Source organism: Candidatus Cloacimonadota bacterium, from assembly GCA_028706475.1.
Classification (GTDB): Bacteria; Cloacimonadota; Cloacimonadia; order Cloacimonadales; family Cloacimonadaceae; genus UBA5456.
On sequence record JAQWBI010000007.1, the window covers coordinates 27,184 to 46,351 of the forward strand.

A 19,168-nucleotide genomic window follows, 5' to 3' on the forward strand; every position below is an offset into this window, starting at 1 on the left:
ATTGCCAGACAACACTTTATAATCCTTCAGGGTTTTTGATTGCTTCTATATAGGGCATGACATCATAATGAACTTGGGATTTAGCCTCAAGGAGCACCTGAATTGCTTCGTTATCCAAATCCGAGTTATCGGCCAGATACAAGGCTACTTGGGCAAAGGTAACTTCACTCGGAAAGTGCAGCATCCCTTTTTTGATAAAGCGAAGACTGTGTTCCGGTGCGTTATCCAACAGGTGTTGCAATACAAAGTGCACATAAATCTTCCAGCCTTCGTTATGGGGGAATATCACACGGTCCACAAAGGCTTCCAGTTCATCCCAGTCCTGTGTTTTTGTGTATATGGTGGTGTAGAATTCTGTGAGCTTGATTTCGTTGTCTATGAATATCTTGCTGCGATCGATGTAAGAACGGGCTTTTTCGGTATCTCCCATTTCTGCAAAGTGCGTAGCTGCTCTTACAAATCCTGATCCATAGTTCAATACAAGGCGGCGCATATTTTCATCTTTGAACACCTTGTCATCTCCGATGGAGCGATATTCGTAAACAGTATCGATGTTTTTCAGCAATCTAGGGATGTTTTCCTGATCATCCCCTTTGATTGAGACCACGCGTGCCACCATGCCTTCATTTCGACAGTAATCTTCAAATCCGATAAAACTCTCACAGGTTACGGCGAAGTAGATTGGTCTATGACCAAAATTGTCTTTGATGATCTTCATTACTGCCTGGTCGGATATCCTGTAAAATGGCTCATTTGGACGCCATGTGGGAGTTGGTTCCAGCTCCACAGTAAAGGATCCGCTAGCCTCGGTGCCCGGAGCATACAGGTTTTGCTCAAGTCTGGATACATTCATTTTATCGATATCTTCATCCGACATATTGAACAACACGCCTTCCATATCTCTCAATTGACGTATATACCATTCCGTGTTTAGCAAAGACAGGTTTGCCACCGATACATCCTTGCGAATCCCCTTTAGATACTTGTTCTTGTATTCCATGGCAATTTTCATCGCTTCAAGTGCTTGCTCGGAAGGTTGTACATCTTCAGCGGGATACATATACTCCCTAGCATGAGGATCTTTTACGGCCTGTGCATACCACAAGGGAAAGGTATCGTTATCTCCATTTGTAAAGATAATGGCATTTTCTTCCAGCGAATTCAGGAAATTCAAGCCATAATCCAGCGCTATGTATTCATGAGACCGATCGTGAACATGGTATTGTGAAACCATGTTTCCTATGGGTAGAAGCAACATGATAGCCGCAAGGATATAACGAATGGAATGCTGTTTAAACAGATTTATGACTGCTAAAGCTCCGATACCGATCCAAATAGCCCACATATTGTATGCCACAACGAAGAAATAATCTCGGTCGCGCACCTCAGCATCGGACAGATTCATCACAAAAACCATCACTACTGTTGTGAAGATAATGATGCTAAGGAAGTATTTGAAGCTATGCCTATTGCCTCTACGATGGAATATTGCTCCGGCAAAGCCTAGCAGGGCTATTAAGGCAGCACCAATGGATTTGCCCAGGAAAGATCCCATATTCACGATTGGTGCCAGTATCCCTTGAGGGAACCATTGCATACCGAAATAGCGGAGGAAGTGGAAACCCATTTGATCTTCGAAAAAGCTGGCTCTACGCTGAACAAAGCTGGTGTTACCGTATTGTTTCCGTAAGACATAATCCATAAAATACGGTAGGTTGCTGGGACGCCCTTCGTTGATAAAGGGGCGATCAGCGGCACGTACCATCAGATAGATATGGCTGGATACCCCTATTAAAACCAGAAGTGCGGAGCACAACCAGAAACGTTTTCCGAATACATCACGCAATTCGTAAGCAAGAATAAACAAGGTGACAACTGCAAATCCCCATTTGTCAAAATCATCAACCGACAGAGACTTTCCGATGGCTCCGAAGATGAAATATCCAGCCAGGATAGCAAAGGTGTATCCTAATACCTTGAGCCAGAAATTCTCTTTTTTGATACCGTTTTGTAGTAAAGGGTAAACTACAATAAAGAGCACCGCAGGAGCTACTTGTAGCGCTGTTTGATGAACGCAAAAGCCCAGAAAGAACAGATACACAATAAGCAGAAGAATGTTTTGATGGCTGTAGTCTTCACTCTTTTCCACCCACACGAGAGTGAGCCAGAGGATCAGGTTCACAAAGAACACGAGTCCGGAATAGACTTCCGCTTCAATGGCATTCATCCAAAAAGTGAAGGAAAAAGCAGTGTATAAAGCCGCAACTGTCCCAGCAAACATCGCTTCCCAAGCTTTTACCTTCATCATGCTTACCAGCTTCACTGTAAACAGATAGGTAAGCATCACTGCAAATGCAGAAGCCAAAGCGGAAATAAAAGCTGCTATCACCGCGTGAGATACAATGCCTCCCAAAAGAGCAACCAAAGCCCTACCAAATACTATATAAAAAGGATTTCCCGGGGGATGCGGCACACCTAATATACTGATGCACGTGGCATATTCTCCGCTATCCCAAAAACTCATGGTGCGGGCTTGAGTGCTGATATATACAGCCAATGTGAGAGCAAAGATCAGCCATGCGAGGATGCGATTGTGCAGGACGGAAACCAGGGCCTGAGGTTTCATGGGAGTGGTGTCCACAATACGCTGTGGTTCCGGTCTTACATATTCCATCTTTTTAGCTTGATTTAGTTTCTTTTTTATACTTTCGCTTTTCGGCATTAGGACTCCTTCTTATTCTTTCATTCCGCTACGGGAATAGCTGGCAATAATCTGCTTCTGAGCAAAGAAGAACAGGATTACGATCGGTAATATACTGAATGTGGACGCAGCCATCAACAGGGTAGTCTGCGTGGAGGCTTCCTGGTTGAAATAGCTTAATCCCACTTGTAGAACTCTCAGTTCCGGACGGTTGATCATTACTAATGGCCACATAAAACTGTTCCAGCTGGAGATTAATGAAAAAATTGATGCAGTGGCAATTACGGGTTTGGAAAGCGGAACTACGATGCGCCACAGCATGCCAAAGGTGGAGCAGCCATCTATCGATGCGGCATCAAACAGTTCTTTGGGTAGAGACTTGAAATGCTGCCGAAAGAGGAAGATGGTAAAGATGTTTGCCATCCAGGGTATGATAAGCGCATTATAGGTATCCAACCAGTTCAGTTTATCCAATAGGACATAGGATGATATCATGTAGATTGGTTGAGGAACCATCATCATGGACAGGAACAGATAGAAGAAGAAATCCCTTCCTTTAAACTCCATCCGGGCAAAAGCATAGGCCGATAACAAGGAAGTAAACAGCACTCCAATCAAACTAAGTAAAGACACATAAATGGTATTGTAAAAATACAATCCAAACGGTACTTTCTTGAAGGCTTTGATGTAGTTCTCAAAATGGAAGCTGGGTTTCTTGCGCACCAGCTTAATCTCGTCTGTAGGTACTTCCTTGTATTCCTCAACGATGTTCAAGTCCTCATCCAAAATGTGAATAATGCTTTTCTCACCTTTATCCATAACCAAAAGGATGCGTTCAGTCTGTCCGTTATTTTGCCACACATGATATTCCTCTTTGGGAATGAATAAGGTCTCTTGTTTGTTGAATTCACTTTGAGTCATCAGAGATGTGGAAAGCATCCATAAAAAGGGTACGACCATGGTCAATCCGAAAATAATCAGGATTGAGTAGGTGAGAATACTTCTTAATCTGTCCATTTCATCCCCCCTTAATAATTAACGTGCTTTTCCATTCTGCGTTGGAAGATGGTAAGCGCAAGAATCAGGACAAACAAAGCTAGGGATACCGCACTGGCATAGCCCATCTCTAATACATCGAATCCGCGTTCATAGATATAGTATACTATCAACTTTGTGGTATTTAGCGGCCCGCCTTTATCGGTCATCAGATATATCTGCGAGAAGGTTTGGAAGGTTGTGATAGTGGTCATGATCAAAACATAAAAAGTAGTAGGTGAAATTAGAGGAACAGTTACATTCCAGAACTGACGCGTTTTACTGGCACCGTCTATCTCGGCAGCTTCATAATAGACCTTTGAGATGTTCTGTAGCCCAGCCAGGTAGATGATGGTGTTGTAGCCCAGTCCCTTCCATATGGTCATAATAATAATAGCAAACAGCGCTTGAGAGGGGCCGTGAAAGAACTGTGGCAGCTTCTCAAAGCCCAGGTTTTCAAACATAATCAGAAAAATACCCCGCGATTCAGACAACCATGCTTGTGGAGATATTCCGATAAAACCCAGGAAGGTATTCATCAATCCCGTTTGTTCGTTGAAGATCAGTTTCCATACTATAGATACCGCTACCAAAGAGGTTACAAAGGGCATGAAATATACAATCCGAAACAGGCTTTTAAAGTACTTAATCTTGTTTAAAAGCACTGCAAACAGCAGAGAAAGCACGATGGTCGAAGGAACCAGGATAATCACTAACCAAAAGGTATTACCCATGGATTGCCAAAACACCGAATCCTGCATCATCTTGCTGTAGTTTTCCAAACCTATGAATCTTCCGGTTCCCTGAAGTGACCAATCGAAAAACGAGAGAATAAAGCTCATCACAATTGGTATCAAACGGAATGCCACCACAATTACCAATGCTGGTAAAAGGTAGAGGTATGGAGAAATCTTCCATTTTGTTTTCATATCTCACCACCATTATCGTTGTTGCCGGGCTTGCGATACTCTCGCCAGTCTATGCCCAGTTTTGTGCACTTTTTGTAGAAGTTTTCCCGGGTGATCTCTGCTATCGCTGCAGCGCGCAGGATGTTTCCCCCGGTTTTAACGAGTAGATTCTGGATATAGTGTTTGCTGAAAGCGTCCCTTGCTATTGCCCAGTTGGTGTTGTCCATTTCCACAAATACTTCCGAATATTCGGATGTGTTGCTCACGCTTTCCGGAAGATCCTCGGGTTGGATCACTTTATTTTCAGCCAAAATAACAGCGTGTTCAAGAGCATTACGCAATTCACGTATATTACCCTTCCATTTGTAGTTGAGTAGTAAAGACATCACTCCGGGAGATATCTTCAATTCAGATTTATTATACTTTTGACAAAACTCCTGTACGAAAGAACTCGCGAGTATTCTGATATCATCCTTGCGTTCCCGCAGAGGAGGAATATGCAGGTTTATTACGTTCAATCTATAATACAGATCTTCCCGAAAGCTACCCTCTTTGACCAATTCCTCAATGTCTTTATTGCTGGCGGCAATGATTCTGGTATCCGTGCGAGCGTCTTCATCCGAGCCTACCGCTCTATAAACTCCCGTCTCCAGAACTTTCAGCAGCTTAACCTGAAAAGCAGGGGACGTTTCTGTGATTTCATCCAAAAACAGAGTACCACCATTAGCCTCCTGAAAATATCCGATCTTATCGCGACTAGCGTCCGTGAAAGCGCCTCGTTTGTGCCCAAAGAGTAAGCTTTCCAACAAAGTCTCGGTGAGGCTTCCACAATTCACAGATACAAATTTCTCCGCTCTGCGCGGGCTATTGCGATGAATCAATTCTGCAAAGACGCTCTTCCCTACTCCGGTTTCTCCCGTGATCAGTGCCAATGTATCCAATCCTGCGATTTTCTTCACTTTTTGGATGATAGATTGGATCGGGGGCGAGTTTCCGATGATCAGATCGGTATCCAGTTCTTTTCGCAGCATTGCGCTTAGTCTGCGGTTTTCTTCCAACAACCATTGAGATTGCAGCGTTTTCTCCACCATGATATTGATAAGATCAGGGTTGCGCAGAGGTTTCACCAAATACTCCGCAGCACCCAACTTCATTGCCATCACTGCAGATTCAATGCAAGCTTGCCCGCTGATAGCTATCACTGCAGTATAGGGATGCTCGGAGGACAATTCCCTGATCAGATCCAGTCCATTCTCACCAGGTAATACAAGATCCACAATCGCTATGTGATAACGATGATTCTGCAGTTTCTTTCTGGCTTCTGTTAAGTTTGTCACCAATGTGGTGTGATACTCATTGTTCAGTTGAGAGTCGATTAGTTCAAGACTCTCTTTGGAATCGTCCACAATTAGTAATCGTGCTTTTTCTTTCATCTGATTACTCCCAATAGCCTGTTTTGTTGTGGTAGCCAAACCGAGTTAATGCAAAAGCTATCTTCTTCAAACAAAGTCGATTCTGGCTGTTGCAAAAGCTTGTCCCACTGAACATCATCCAGCTTGAAATCATCATTGAAGGCTAAATAGATTGCACAGCAACCTTCATATTCCATGGCTCCTGTTCGGAGTTCAATGCTATCGAACCATAAACTAAGCCGCAGCAAGACTGTCTCGAACCACATGGATAATTCAATCGAACTTGTGTGAGCTTTGCACTCTTTCAAAGACTTATCCTGATTCAATCTAAAGCTGTGCTTCACCGGGAGATAGTGTTGTAGATAGCCCATTTCTTTATCCAACCATTTGGGCAGAGAGATCTCCTGTTTCTTGGCAAAAGATCTCTCTGTCAACTGGTTGTACAAGTCTTTCAACATATCGTCCATCCTGACTCCAGCTTCATAAATCTTACTGATTTCTTCAATATCCGGATATTCCTTGCGCAGACGATGGCTGTATGCCAGAATCAAGTTCAAGGGATTATTCAGATTGTGAATCAATCCTTCCAGAATATGTCGAACCAGGATGTTATCAATCATATTATTGATGTGTTCTACGGTATTCTTTCAATCCTTCACGGAAGATGTGCATGGCTTTTCTAAGATCATCGCGATTCAGGATATATGCCAGCCTTAATTCATTTCTACCCAAACCGGGACTTGCGTAGAAGCCTTCTGCCGGCGCTGCCATCACGGTTTCGCCATTAATCTGATAATTATCCAGCATCCAGACTACAAAATCCTCGGCATTGGTAATGGGCAATTTGGCAACAATGTAAAATGCTCCCTGTGGTTTTTTACATATGATGCCTTCTATGTTACTCAGCTCTTCATAAACCAAATCCCGCCGCGACTGATACTCTGCCACCATCTCGTGGAAATACTCGTCTGGCAAATACACACAGGCGTTTGCAGCCAGTTGATCAACAGTGGGAGGACACAATCTTGCTTGAGCAAATTTGAGTGTGGCTCCCATGAGCTCGCGGTTGCGGGATACAATGCATCCTATCCGTGCGCCACATGCGGAATAGCGTTTCGAAACGCTATCCACCATAATGGCATTCGCTTCAAAATCTGGAACTTGCAACACACTGGTATGCGTAAGTCCGTCATAAATAAATTCCCGATATACTTCGTCAGAGATCAGGAAGAGATTATGATTCTTGCAGAAATTTGCTAAGCGAAACAGATCTTCTTTGCTGTAAACTGCTCCAGTGGGATTACCAGGATTGCATATCATGATAGCCCTGGTTTTGTGAGTAATCAGCTTTTCAAAAGCTGCGTCATCCGGCAATGCAAAGCCGTTTTCAGCATAAGTGGTTATCGGTTTCAACTTTATCGAGGCCATGGTTGCAAAACCGTTGTAGTTTGTATAAAACGGTTCCGGAACTAAGATTTCATCACCTTCGTTTGCTGCTACCATCATGGCAAAGGTTACAGCTTCACTTCCGGCTGTGGTTACAATAATGTCTTTGGTGTCCAAAGATATCCCCAAGTGCTTATAATAGTGCACCAGGCCCTGCTGATACACTTCCAATCCCTGAGAGGGACCGTATGCCAGCACTTTTTCCGAAAACTCGTGATATACCTTTATCATCTGAGGTGGTGTTGGAATATCGGGCTGGCCAATATTGAGGTGATACACTTTTACGCCTCTTTTCTTTGCATCAACAGCATGAGGCATAAGCTTCCTGATTGGGGATGCTTGGATTTCCAAAGCACGTTTTGATAGCTTCATTTTTTACATTCCTTTTTTTATTTTATCCTTTGTGTCCTATATTTAGAACAATGAAAAAAAGACAAGGAAAATCTTGAACACAAAGGATTGCACACCGCTTAGATGCTATTTTACAAGACCTTGAGAGTAAGCATGATTTGCTCTGAAATTCAAAGCTAGAGCATAAAGACATAGTAGTGTGGGGATTTTTCCCGCTATGGATCAATTGAAACAAAAAAACCGGGCTTTTTGTAACCCGGCTTTGATATTTTTGCAATAATACTCGTGACTCGTCAAGGTACGAATGTCGTTTTGCTACTGGGCTGCCAACTCCAATTTAGCATATAATCTACTAAACGATTCAAAAGCTTCATTCCTCTTTGGGTTATCGATACTTGAACCTGATACTATCGGGTTATCATCGAGTGAACACAGGATGATAACACCTTGATATCAGCTTCAACACTGGATCGAACAAAGGGAAAGAGAAGTATGATTCAAAGCTCCATTCGGTCGCTGTGGCGATTCGTAGATTACCACACTAAGTTGGACGTGATATTAGTTTACCTTGAAGGTCTTATCGCCTTTTTCAAAGAAGGCTACAATCTGTTTGGCGGCAGCGATGCCGGCATTGGTATTAGCTTCCGCTGTTTGCGCTCCCATCTTCTTGGGGGTGCAGTAAATTCTGTCTGCATACTGCTCGTTTATTGCTGCCAGGTTATCCGGAGCAACATCACTTACATAGCGGAAACCTTTTTTCTGGGCAAAAGCCTGTAATAGTCCTTCTTCATCTATCACTTCCTTGCGTGCAGTATTCACCAAAGTAGCTCCATCGGGCATCAAGGAAAGCATTTCCCAATTTATCGATTTCTTTGTCTCTGAATTTGCTGGAATATGTATAGAGACATAATCTCCTGTCTTAAAGATATCTTCCACTTTCTTCAACGGTTTCACGCTTTCTTTTACCATCACTTCATCGGCAATGTAGGGGTCATAAGCATATACTATCATTCCGATTCCGCGAGCCATCTTGGCTACCAGGCGAGCAATATAACCAAAGCCAAACAGAACCAGCTTCTTGCCGGCAATTTCAGTGCCGGTCTTGCCATTAAACTTGCCACGAGCCATATAGATCATCATTCCGATCGCAAGCTCTGCTACGGCATTTGAGTTTTGACCAGGTGTGTTCATAACCACCACATCGTGGGCAGTAGCGGCTTTTAAATCCACATTATCGTATCCGGCTCCGGCTCTTACCACAATTTTCAACTTTTTCGCTGCGTTGAAAACCGCTTCATCCACTTTATCACTACGAATAATCAGTGCTTCTGCATCGGCAACTGCGTTGTGAAAATCTTTGACATCCGTGTAGGATTCCAAAAAGCTGTAGTCGTACTTTGCGGATTCCAGCTCCGCTTTGATCTTTGCTGCGGCTTCGGCGGCAAAGGGTTTCTCTGTGGCAATCAAGACTTTTGGCATTATAGCCTCCATGTATATTTTTGTTTTTCTAAATACAGTATAAGCTCGCTTTGTATGAAAGCAAACAGAGTGCTCAATCCCCCAAGGAGATTCCCAAACCGCGAGCTGTCTTTATCAGATTACCCTTGGGATTTACCAAGTTGTACTCTTTGATGGCATCTTTGATAGGTACGGCGATGATATTGGGATGCCGATAGGCTACCATATTACCCCATTTCTTCTCCAATACCAGTTCGAAGGCCTCAACGCCGAATTGAGAAGCCAGGATACGGTCGAAGGCGTTTGGGGTACCTCCGCGTTGCAAATGCCCCAATATGGTTTCCCTGATCTCAATGGGACATCCTGCTTTGCGCAACTCCTCTCCAAGACGCATACCGGCTCCCCCCAGCCGTATCTTCATAGCTCCCGGAGTATTGTTCTCCGTAAAGGACAAATCTCCTCCTACGGGTATTGCCCCTTCTGCTATCACAATATTGGCAAAGCCGCGACCGTGGTCAAACCGTTGTAAGATGGCTTCCATTACCTTGTTTATATCATAAGGAATCTCAGGGATCAGGCATACCTCTGCCCCACCTGCAATTGAAGCATGAAGAGCAATCCAGCCCGCATATCTGCCCATCACTTCCAAAATCAAAACGCGATGATGACTTGCGGCAGTAGTAACCAGTTTATCCACAGCGTCAGTAGCTACATCCACCGCTGTCTGAAATCCGAAAGTGAAATCGGTATCACTGAGATCGTTGTCGATGGTTTTAGGCACCCCGATGATGGGGCAACCAAGTTCAAACAAGCCTTGAGATATTCTTTGCGACCCATCTCCGCCAATATTGATGATGGCATCAATGTTTTGGTAGCGCAGTCTTTGTACAAATTCCTGACTACGATCGACCGTACTCCATTTACCATCTTCGTCCTGTACAGGCCAGGCAAAGGGACCGCCCTTATTGGTAGTACCGATAATCGTTCCGCCCCTTACATGAATCCCGGCTACAATTTCCGGAGTAAGCTCCACCAAATGCATGGGATCCCGTAGTACACCGTCAAACGCATCTATGGAACCTAAAACTTCCCAGTTATGCTCCTGTGATGCTCGCTTTACAATAGCTCTTATCACCGCATTCAATCCGGGGCAATCTCCTCCGCCGGTTGCTATCAATAGTCTCTTTTTCATACAGGCTCCAATATCTCTAGAGTCAGGTTCTCATACTTGCTTATTTTAGTCAACCTATATTTATTCATTTGGAACAACACAACACTGCTATCACCGATTCCCCTGCCCATAAAGACGATAACACGAATAATATAGGAAAGAGCATTAACATTGCAAAGCTAATTCCTATGTATTTAAAGGGATGCACTTGTCGTGCAGCCTCCCGAATAATAGTGCCAAGAACAACATCCCGATCTGCGAAAGAATTCCTTTGGCCAGGAAGTTATTGGTATAGCTCAGTTGCAGCTTTTCTACCGTATAAATTGGGATGATGATACTATGATGTTGATTTTTTATTAATCTTCATATTGGATATGCTCCCCACATCTTCCCTTTTGCTAGATAAATGAAAGCCTCCTCAGAAAAGAGGAGGCCTTTTATTATGCAATTATGTCGGGTCAATTAATACATTCCGCCCATTCCGCCCATTCCGGGATTCGGCATGGAAGCTGGTGCTTCCGGTTCGGGAATGTCTGTAACTATGCACTCGGTGGTGAGGAACAGACCTGCGATGGAAGAAGCGTTTTGAACGGCACTGCGTACTACTTTGGCGGGATCGATGATGCCAGCCTCAAAGAGGTCTTCATACTTGCTGGTTGCGGCATTGAAACCCATGTGAATGTCCTTGAAGCCTTTAATCTTTTCAACTACCACGGCTCCTTCTTCTCCTGCGTTGGCTGCGATTTGATAAACTGGTTTTTCCACAGCTTTCGCAAGGATTTCCACTGCCATTTTTTCTTCATAGGATAGTCCTTTCAAGTTCTTCAAAGCTTTTGCTGCTTGAATGAGTGTAACTCCACCGCCGGGGACTATACCTTCTTCTACTGCGGCGCGGGTAGCATGTAGAGCGTCGTCAACGCGAGCTTTTTTCTCTTTCATTTCGGTCTCGGTAGCTGCACCTATGCGCAGAACCGCAACACCACTGGATAGTTTTGCCAGACGTTCCTGAAGCTTTTCTTTATCATAGTCTGATTTTGTCTCATCAATCTGAGCTTTGATCTGTTTTATTCTGCCGTCTATAGCTTCCTGTACTCCAGCGCCTTCACGGATAGTAGTGTTTTCTTTTTCCACAAGTATCTTTTTGGCTCTGCCCAGATCGGTCATGGTTGCGCTGTCCAATTTGCGGCCCATATCTTCAGAGATCAAGGTAGCTCCGGTAAGAATGGCAATGTCTTCCATCATGGCTTTACGACGATCACCAAAGCCAGGAGCCTTCACAGCTACTATATTCAATACACCCCTGAGCTTGTTAACGACCAAGGTTGCCAAGGCTTCACCCTCAATGTCTTCAGAGATGATGAGCAAGGGTTTACCGGTCTGCGCTACTTCCTGAAGAATGGGCAACAAGTCTTTCATTACGGTGATTTTCTTGTCATAGAGCAGAATGAAGGGATCTTCCATCTCAGCAATCATCTTGTCCGGATTGGTGACAAAATAAGGAGAAATGTAGCCACGGTCAAATTGCATACCTTCTACTTTTTCCAGACCTGTATCTATGGATTTGGCTTCTTCGATATTGATGATGCCTTCATTACCAACGCTCTCCATCGCCTCTGCGATTAGTCTGCCGATTTCAGGATCGTTGTTTGCACTGATGCTTGCAATCTGAGCTACTTCGGCATTGCTCTTGATGGTCTTCGAATACTCATGGATCTGATCCACTATCACTTTTGTGGCTTTTTCCAATCCGCGTTTCAGATACATCGGATTCACACCAGCAGTTACATGCTTCAAGCCTTCTTCAATGATTGCTTGAGCCAATAAAGTTGCTGTAGTTGTACCGTCCCCGGCGTTGTCGTGAGTTTTCTCAGCTACTTCTTTGCATAGTTGAGCGCCCATGTTTTCATAGGGATCTTCCAGTTCAATTTCTTTAGCAATGGTAACGCCGTCATTCGTGATGAGCGGAGAACCGAATTTTTTGTCCAATACCACATTTCTGCCCTTGGGTCCAAGGGTAACTTTAACGGCATCTGCCAATTTGTCCACACCGCGTTTCAGGGAAGTGCGGGCTTCGTGTGCATACTGCATTTGTTTTGCCATCTTGTTTTTCCTCCATATTTACTAAATTTCATTTTCTTTAATCTTAGCAGTCTGTTCTTTTGAGTGCTAATCTTATTATATCCCGTTTCCTGTCAAGTGCAAATTATTTTTTCTTTCCGCTGATTCCAGATTGGGGGTATAAACACCTTATCAAGAGTCAGCTAATTCTGCAAGTGTAACAATATATTCATAGAAAAGAGAGGCTCCTAAGTTAACACAAACTTGCCAAGAGAAATTATGATAGATCCATCATTGAAAGAAACTGAAAGAAAGCATAACCGGGACTTATACTATGGTGACGGCCTTACTTGGGTTTTTAAGGGATTTGCATTTATAATGTGTTATCTTGTATTCGAAGTATCCCTGTTGATGTGTCTTTTGCCGATCCTGTTTATCCCCTTGAACTACTGGATCAAAAAGAAGTACGTCAGCCAGCGCAGAGGTGATGCAAAATCCCGCTTGTATTGGAAAAGAAGCAGGCAGCGGAACACGGCGATTGTCTTTGCTTTCCTTTTGATCATGCTGTTCTTACTAGCACTATTTGGCAAGGGTTTAACTGAGGACAAGGCTGGTTATTTTTTCTTTGGTATCTATCTGGTATTGTTCGTAGAATGGCAGGTCAGGTCTTTCATGGAATGGGATGGGATAAGCTGGTATCCCCTACTTGAGAGGGTTGTAATCCTGGGTCTCATTATTGTGTTTGCCATTGGCAATCTAAAATTTCTGGATATCTTTAAGCTGCTCTTTGTTTATGGTATTTTCAATGTGGTCGCAGGAATCTGGCAGTTCATTACGTTTCTGAAGCGCAATCCTGTCCTACGAAAGGTATCGTAGCATTCCGATGCTACGTATTGGGAGGATCGGAAGCCTTCCATACGAACGGAACGGCGCATTTATCTGCGTAAATCTGCGTGAACCCAAATAAAGACCCAGACATTCTCTAGACAATAGAATCAGCGCTCATCTGTTCGAACAGCGTCATCTGCGTTCCATACATATCTCACTACTCATACGCTTTGGAAATCGGGCAATGCATTTATGGCTTGATATACAAAAACGCATTTTAGCTTGACAGTAATATTAATTTGCATATACTTGTTAATATTAACGGAATGAAAGGATGAAGCTATGCTAAAGAGACTGTTTTTTTGTTTTCTTATCTTGTTACCGGTGTTCATATACGCTCAGGATATGCCATTTGCAGTTAAATCCAGCACTAATTACAGTGCTTCCACAATGTATGGTAAAGTAGAAGAAGACTCCATTCGTTATACGCAGTTTCGCTTTATTCAGGAGTTCAAGTATAAAAAGTTTGGTTTGGGACTGGATCTGGATATACTGTTCGACAAGAACTACCATATCAAAGAAAGCGACTGGGATCATATCGGCGACGCGTTGAACAAAATCTACTATTTCCGTTATGCCGAACTGGGTGATCCGTTATTCTTCCACGTCGGAGGATTCCCGAAGTATTCGGTGGGTAACGGACTTGTGATGTTGAACTACTCAAACATGACATTCTATCCAGATTTGAGACATCAGGGTGTTCTGATTGGAGGCAGAGTACCAACGCTGTTTGAGCCGGAATTGGAGCTCTTTAGTTCGGACATCACAAAGAACGATTTACTATGCTTCCGCGCACATTTCAAGCCTCTGGCGGATTCGACCCTGAAGATTCTGGACATGGCAAAGATAGGTTTTTCCGTGTATTCCGACCTGAATCAATACAGTAATCTGAAGCACACTCTACCAGACAGTCTGGACTACCTTCGCACAGGGAAAAAGGATGCTGCTACCATCATCTCCTTCGATTATTCCCAACCCATCAAGCGCAGTGAGAAAGCAGAGTATGGCATTTATACGGAAGTAGCGCACATGATCGATAATGGTACCGGAAGCATATTGCCCGGAGTATATGCCGATTTTAAAGTTGTGAAAGTGAATCTGGAGTATCGGACAAATGGCGATAAATTTGCCCCTTCATATTTCGATTATCATTATGAGGCAGAGCGTGCCATTCAGGATACTTTGGCAGACGGCACTCCCATTATCATCACGAAAGAAGAGGCTCTGCAAGACAGACAATCCTCCTATGGATTCTATGGAAAGATTCAAGGCGTGATTGGGGAACGGCTGAAAGCGATGTTTGCCTGGCAAAATATGTATGGAAACGAACTGAAAAACGGAAAATCCATGTGGTTCAGTTTGAATGTGGATACGAAGTACAAGCGCTTGGAAAAAGTAGCATTCTCTTATAGTAAAACTAACGTAAGCAGCCTGAATCTGGGGAAAATAGCCGTTCCTCGAGCTAATATGTCTGCCAGTTGTACTATAGGTTTGGATTCCAAGCACAGATGGTTTGTGATCGCAAAATACTCTGAAAAATACAAGGATAAAGAAGGTGGGATTAACTGGTGGAAAGACACCAAGCGCTCTGCGGCAGTAGGTGTTAAGGTCAATTTTTAGTCAAATGTACGATATACAAAAGAGACCGAGCATTGCTTGGTTTTTTTATAGCCCCCAAAAGCGCCATGATTTTTGCAGGAGGATCTCATGAGTAAGTCCGGTGTCTTTGGGAGAGTAGTTTAGAGTATAGCCCAGCCTGAACTGACGCGGGAGAACGAGACGCAGGCTGGTATCATGAGACACCAGAATGCGTGTTTTTTGCTGCATGTCCGTAGCTTCTTGCAATTGCAATTCATAATCCGCAAATACACGATAGCCCAAGTACTTACTCATCGAAACCGAAAGATTGTTCAGCAGAATGGACGAAGAGAATCGGGTGATATCGGAGGAAAGATTGCTAAGGTCTGTCATATCTGCCAATTGGGAGGGATTAGCGGAGTATTCGCTGAAGATATTTTGAATGAAACCTGCGTTTATGGAGAATCCATCCAGCTTCAAGGTACGGCGAAACCAGTTTTCCACGGGGTAAAAGAAAGGTGTGAGCACCGTGGAATTCAAGTTCCCGCCGATCAAACCCAAAGCTTCATCTTGGAGCAGGTTTTGTTTTTGATCCTCCGGAAGCTCTTCCATACCTTGATTGTAGCGCATTCGGGAAAGAACCTGTGTAATGTTTTGATCCTGAGGATTATCGCTGGACAGGCTGATCTGTAAGCGATCGAAGAATCCCTTGTCGTATTCCGGACTGGATGCTACGGACAGAGTAATAATGCTTCCATCCGGAGTGCGCTTGTTGAAGAGACCGTTTACACTGAGGATGTTCTGTTGATCTATCATTGTGATAGCGATGTTTTCCACTTGGAATACTGTACCGAAGAAATCGATCGAACCACGTTCAGAATTGATGTTTGCCTCTTCCACAATAAAGCGATTGCCATTATAAATCAGATGCAAAAATCCCCCTGGGCTCAGGTAGAGATTTGTAGGATAGGTTACATACCGTACATTTTCACCGATATTTATGCGCACATCAAGCTTGAATGGCAAAGGAGTTGGTTCGGTATCAGGTTTCTTTCCGGTGCTTCGGACAGACATGATGAGATTCAGCAGGTTATCCGCTCCCGGAGGATATAGGATATCGAGATTGGAGGCGGTTACCAAAGCTTCAATCTTCATATCGTCAAAAGGGCCACGAATCACTGCATATCTGCCATCTTGACCGCTTATCGCTACATTGCTAAGAGTCTTTGGCGGAGACACGACAGGTATGGTAGCCTGTATTCCTGGTTCTTCAATAAGGACTCTGAAGTAACCAAGATCCAGAAAACTGACCATGAAATGATCACTTGGTTCGCTTTCAAAAAGGTTGTTCATATAGAACTTCCCGTTGCCCATTTGGAAAGTACCCCGCTGAATCATAAGGCGATTTTGTTCGAATACTCCCTGTATTTGAATGTCTCGCATTGGTTCTACTTGGTCTTTGAGATGGACGAGGCCATTGCTGAGATTAATGTGTCCGGAATGAAACATAAATTGATCCTCCGACGTGCCTATACTCAGCTCGAGGCTGGAATCTCCCGAAGAAACCAGAATATAATCTGTTAACTTCTTTAACCATGGGAACAATTCGCCATCCACCTGTATATTCAATAGCCGATCTCCCTCATAGAATTCATTCTGTAGGATGTTGTAATCCAGTGAGCCAGACGCGGAGGCAGTTAAAAGATCATGGGCAAACACATAGAGTGAATCTATCACAAGCGCATTGCTTTCTTGAGCGGCTTTCACCGCTGCATAATCTACTTCAATATCTCCGAATTTCATATCCCGGCCAACGAGATCCGCAGCAATCTCCATTACGGAATCCTCAGAGAGGATATCTTGCATGCTAAAATCAACCGTTCCGCTGACGGATGCCAAACCCGGGCTTTGGGTCAAAACCTCCTGTAGCTTCAAATCATCTATGTTTGCACCCAGCGCAACATTAAGCTTAGGGTGTAGAGATGCTGTTCCGGCAAGATCTATCAATGTCTTTTTTTTATGAGAGATGTCTCCACTAAGGCTAAGCAAGTCAGGGCTTCCTTTCAGATGCATATCTACGCTAAGGGGTATCACGCTGATAAGATCTACATCAGTAAGATTGACCCATGCGTCAATACTCTTTTGACTGTCCTTATTGTATGTAGCAAAGAGGTTTAGCTTATTAAACTCTGGAATCAGATGACTGATATCGGGATAGTATGAGATGATCTTTGCTGAATCGATATTGCGTATGCTGAGATCCACATCGGAGAGCCAAAGATCTTTCAAGTCCACCATTGCCGAAAGATTGAGCATGTCTTCCAGCTTCAGCGACCATAGCTTTAGCTTCATATCACGATAGTCCATATTTACACTGATATCCGCAGGCAAACCGTTAAAGTATCCGTTGGAGGTCTTTAGCGAAGCCATTACAGCTGGTTCTGCCACATTGACATTGCCCAGGAGATCAATATCTGCAATGTAGTCATACTCGCCCTTTAGCGCTGAAGCTAGATTCGCATGATACCATATATCTCTACCAGTCATCACTGCCTTCAGTTGCCCGCTGACCTGTGGAGCTAATATGCCAAGCACATCCAGATCATAGACACTCGCTGCTTCCAAACTGTCAAACACTGCATCCAAGGCTATGTGTTGAGATAAGACATCTCCCACCGCCCGTATACTGTATCCCTCTTCGGATTGAATATCTGCTGAGACCAGAAGAGAGCCCTCAGAAGGCACCATGCTGGCTTCTGCGTTCAGATTGCGCAGATTGAGATGGCGCCATACTACATTCACATCTTTCAAATTAGCTGAGAGTAGGGGGTAAGGCTTCAAGATGACACCACTAAGGTTCAACCTGCCGTTTGCAACAATATCCCCAGGTATGTCTTTCAGAGCATTGGTAGCCAATTCAGCATCAAAGGAAAGTGTCTGGGGAACAAAGCTTCCACTGATGGATAGGGCTTGATTCTTCCACCTGGCATCCAAAGTACTCAAGCTGGCGCGATCATCCTGGTAATCCGCCACAAGAGACAGGTCTTCAAAAACCCATTCTTGATAAGCAAAACGATGGCTACGCGCACTTATTTCTGCGCTAGGATCTTTGATACTGCCGGATGCGCATAGATCCGCTTCTATCAATCCATTCATCTGAGGTAAAATATCAGACGCATCCAAGCTTATCGAAGCTCTTGAACCATCGAAAGTCATATCTCCCAGATAATCTTGAACCAAAAGATCGGCAACTAGGCTACTACGCCCTATGCTTGATCGGGATATTGATAAAGCGGCATCATGACCGTCTGTCTCTAGATTAATCAATGGGATCTGCACGGCAAATTTGTCTATCACCTCAGCTGCAGTATTCCATATGATCGCCTTTCCACCAAACTGCACTGCACCAGAATCCGCTGGTTCACTGTAGTTTGCATTGATGTTGATATCACTTCTAAAATCTCTGATATCCGGATGCGATACATAGAGTGGCTTGAAGTCTGCGATTTCCGCTTCTGCCAAAGCAATACGACCATTATCAAGGCTCCCCTTCAGGTGAATACTACCTCCCAAGGAAGTGTTTGCGCTCAGGAGTACGTCTGTATAACTCGTGTTTTCTATGCGTAGATCCAGATGAGTCAGGTTCTCTTCAATGCTTAGCTTTCCTGTATGAAGGATTTTCAGGTCAAAGGCCAAATCTGCTTCCAGAGCACCATCTTCCAAAGTAATGAGTTTGAAATAGGGCACTAAATCAGGAATCTTGAATCTCTCTTTCTTGGCTTTTTTCTTTTCCGCTTTGGAGATTGGATGATAGTATAAACGCCCAACCGGCTTGACAATCTCTACTGATGATACTACATTATTCAGTTTGAAACCGGACAGAATAAATTTGTACAGATTGTAGCGCAGTCTTACACTATCTATCTTGAGATCAATCAGACTGTCCTGCGTGGCAATGTTGAAATCCTGCACCAGAATCTGTTTATCGCTGATATGAAGGTTACCAATTTTTATAGAGGCATTAGCAGCCTTACCAATCATTGAAGCGATATAATTCCGCACAAAGTCTCTACCTCCCAAAGGATACCAAATGCTGAAGAAAAGCACATTGATCACCAAGAGGACAATAATCAAAATGAGAAACTTGCGGGGACGATGCATG

The 19,168-nt window shown here is 43.8% G+C and carries 12 protein-coding genes; 2 read left to right on the top strand and 10 right to left on the bottom strand.

The window, feature by feature from the left end; translation table 11 throughout:
• Nucleotides 1-16: 16 nt before the first annotated feature.
• The 9 genes from PHF32_02565 to groL all read right to left on the bottom strand — a co-directional run bounded on the left by PHF32_02565 (nt 17) and on the right by groL (nt 12,582).
• Nucleotides 17-2,722, bottom strand: a complete 2,706-nt coding sequence (locus PHF32_02565) for a DUF2723 domain-containing protein (GenBank protein ID MDD4559613.1) — start codon at nt 2,720-2,722, stop codon at nt 17-19.
• Between the two features lie 12 nt (nt 2,723-2,734).
• Nucleotides 2,735-3,718, bottom strand: coding sequence for a carbohydrate ABC transporter permease (locus PHF32_02570; protein MDD4559614.1), 984 nt, complete (start codon nt 3,716-3,718; stop codon nt 2,735-2,737).
• An 11-nt stretch (nt 3,719-3,729) separates the two neighbouring features.
• Nucleotides 3,730-4,665, bottom strand: a complete 936-nt coding sequence (locus PHF32_02575; GenBank protein MDD4559615.1) for a sugar ABC transporter permease — start codon at nt 4,663-4,665, stop codon at nt 3,730-3,732.
• Complete coding sequence (locus PHF32_02580) at nt 4,662-6,077, bottom strand: sigma-54 dependent transcriptional regulator (GenBank protein MDD4559616.1); 1,416 nt, start codon at nt 6,075-6,077, stop codon at nt 4,662-4,664. Before PHF32_02580 ends, PHF32_02575 begins: the two co-directional genes overlap by 4 nt.
• Nucleotides 6,074-6,676: a hypothetical protein gene (locus tag PHF32_02585; GenBank protein ID MDD4559617.1), complete on the bottom strand. Its 603-nt coding sequence runs from the start codon at nt 6,674-6,676 to the stop codon at nt 6,074-6,076. Before PHF32_02585 ends, PHF32_02580 begins: the two co-directional genes overlap by 4 nt.
• Nucleotide 6,677: 1 nt before the next feature.
• Entirely contained in the window at nt 6,678-7,874 is a 1,197-nt protein-coding gene (locus PHF32_02590) for a pyridoxal phosphate-dependent aminotransferase (GenBank protein MDD4559618.1), read from the bottom strand.
• Nucleotides 7,875-8,411: 537 nt separating this feature from the next.
• Entirely contained in the window at nt 8,412-9,332 is a 921-nt protein-coding gene (locus PHF32_02595; protein ID MDD4559619.1) for a 3-phosphoglycerate dehydrogenase, read from the bottom strand.
• 73 nt (nt 9,333-9,405) lie between these two features.
• Nucleotides 9,406-10,503: an ATP-dependent 6-phosphofructokinase gene (locus tag PHF32_02600; GenBank protein ID MDD4559620.1), complete on the bottom strand. Its 1,098-nt coding sequence runs from the start codon at nt 10,501-10,503 to the stop codon at nt 9,406-9,408.
• A gap of 441 nt (nt 10,504-10,944) precedes the next feature.
• Nucleotides 10,945-12,582 carry a chaperonin GroEL gene (groL, locus tag PHF32_02605; GenBank protein MDD4559621.1) on the bottom strand — a complete coding sequence of 546 codons (1,638 nt, stop codon included), beginning with the start codon at nt 12,580-12,582 and terminating at the stop codon, nt 10,945-10,947.
• 237 nt (nt 12,583-12,819) lie between these two features.
• Between groL and PHF32_02610 the strand changes: the two genes are divergently transcribed.
• Together PHF32_02610 and PHF32_02615 are read left to right on the top strand one after the other, a co-directional pair.
• Nucleotides 12,820-13,416: a hypothetical protein gene (locus tag PHF32_02610; protein MDD4559622.1), complete on the top strand. Its 597-nt coding sequence runs from the start codon at nt 12,820-12,822 to the stop codon at nt 13,414-13,416.
• A gap of 294 nt (nt 13,417-13,710) precedes the next feature.
• On the top strand, nt 13,711-15,048 hold the full coding sequence (locus PHF32_02615; protein MDD4559623.1) for a hypothetical protein: 1,338 nt from the start codon (nt 13,711-13,713) through the stop codon (nt 15,046-15,048).
• 45 nt (nt 15,049-15,093) lie between these two features.
• Here the strand turns inward: PHF32_02615 and PHF32_02620 are convergent, their stop codons facing one another.
• A complete protein-coding gene (locus PHF32_02620; protein ID MDD4559624.1) occupies nt 15,094-19,167 on the bottom strand; it encodes a hypothetical protein in 4,074 nt (1,357 codons plus the stop codon).
• Nucleotide 19,168: the final 1 nt, after the last annotated feature.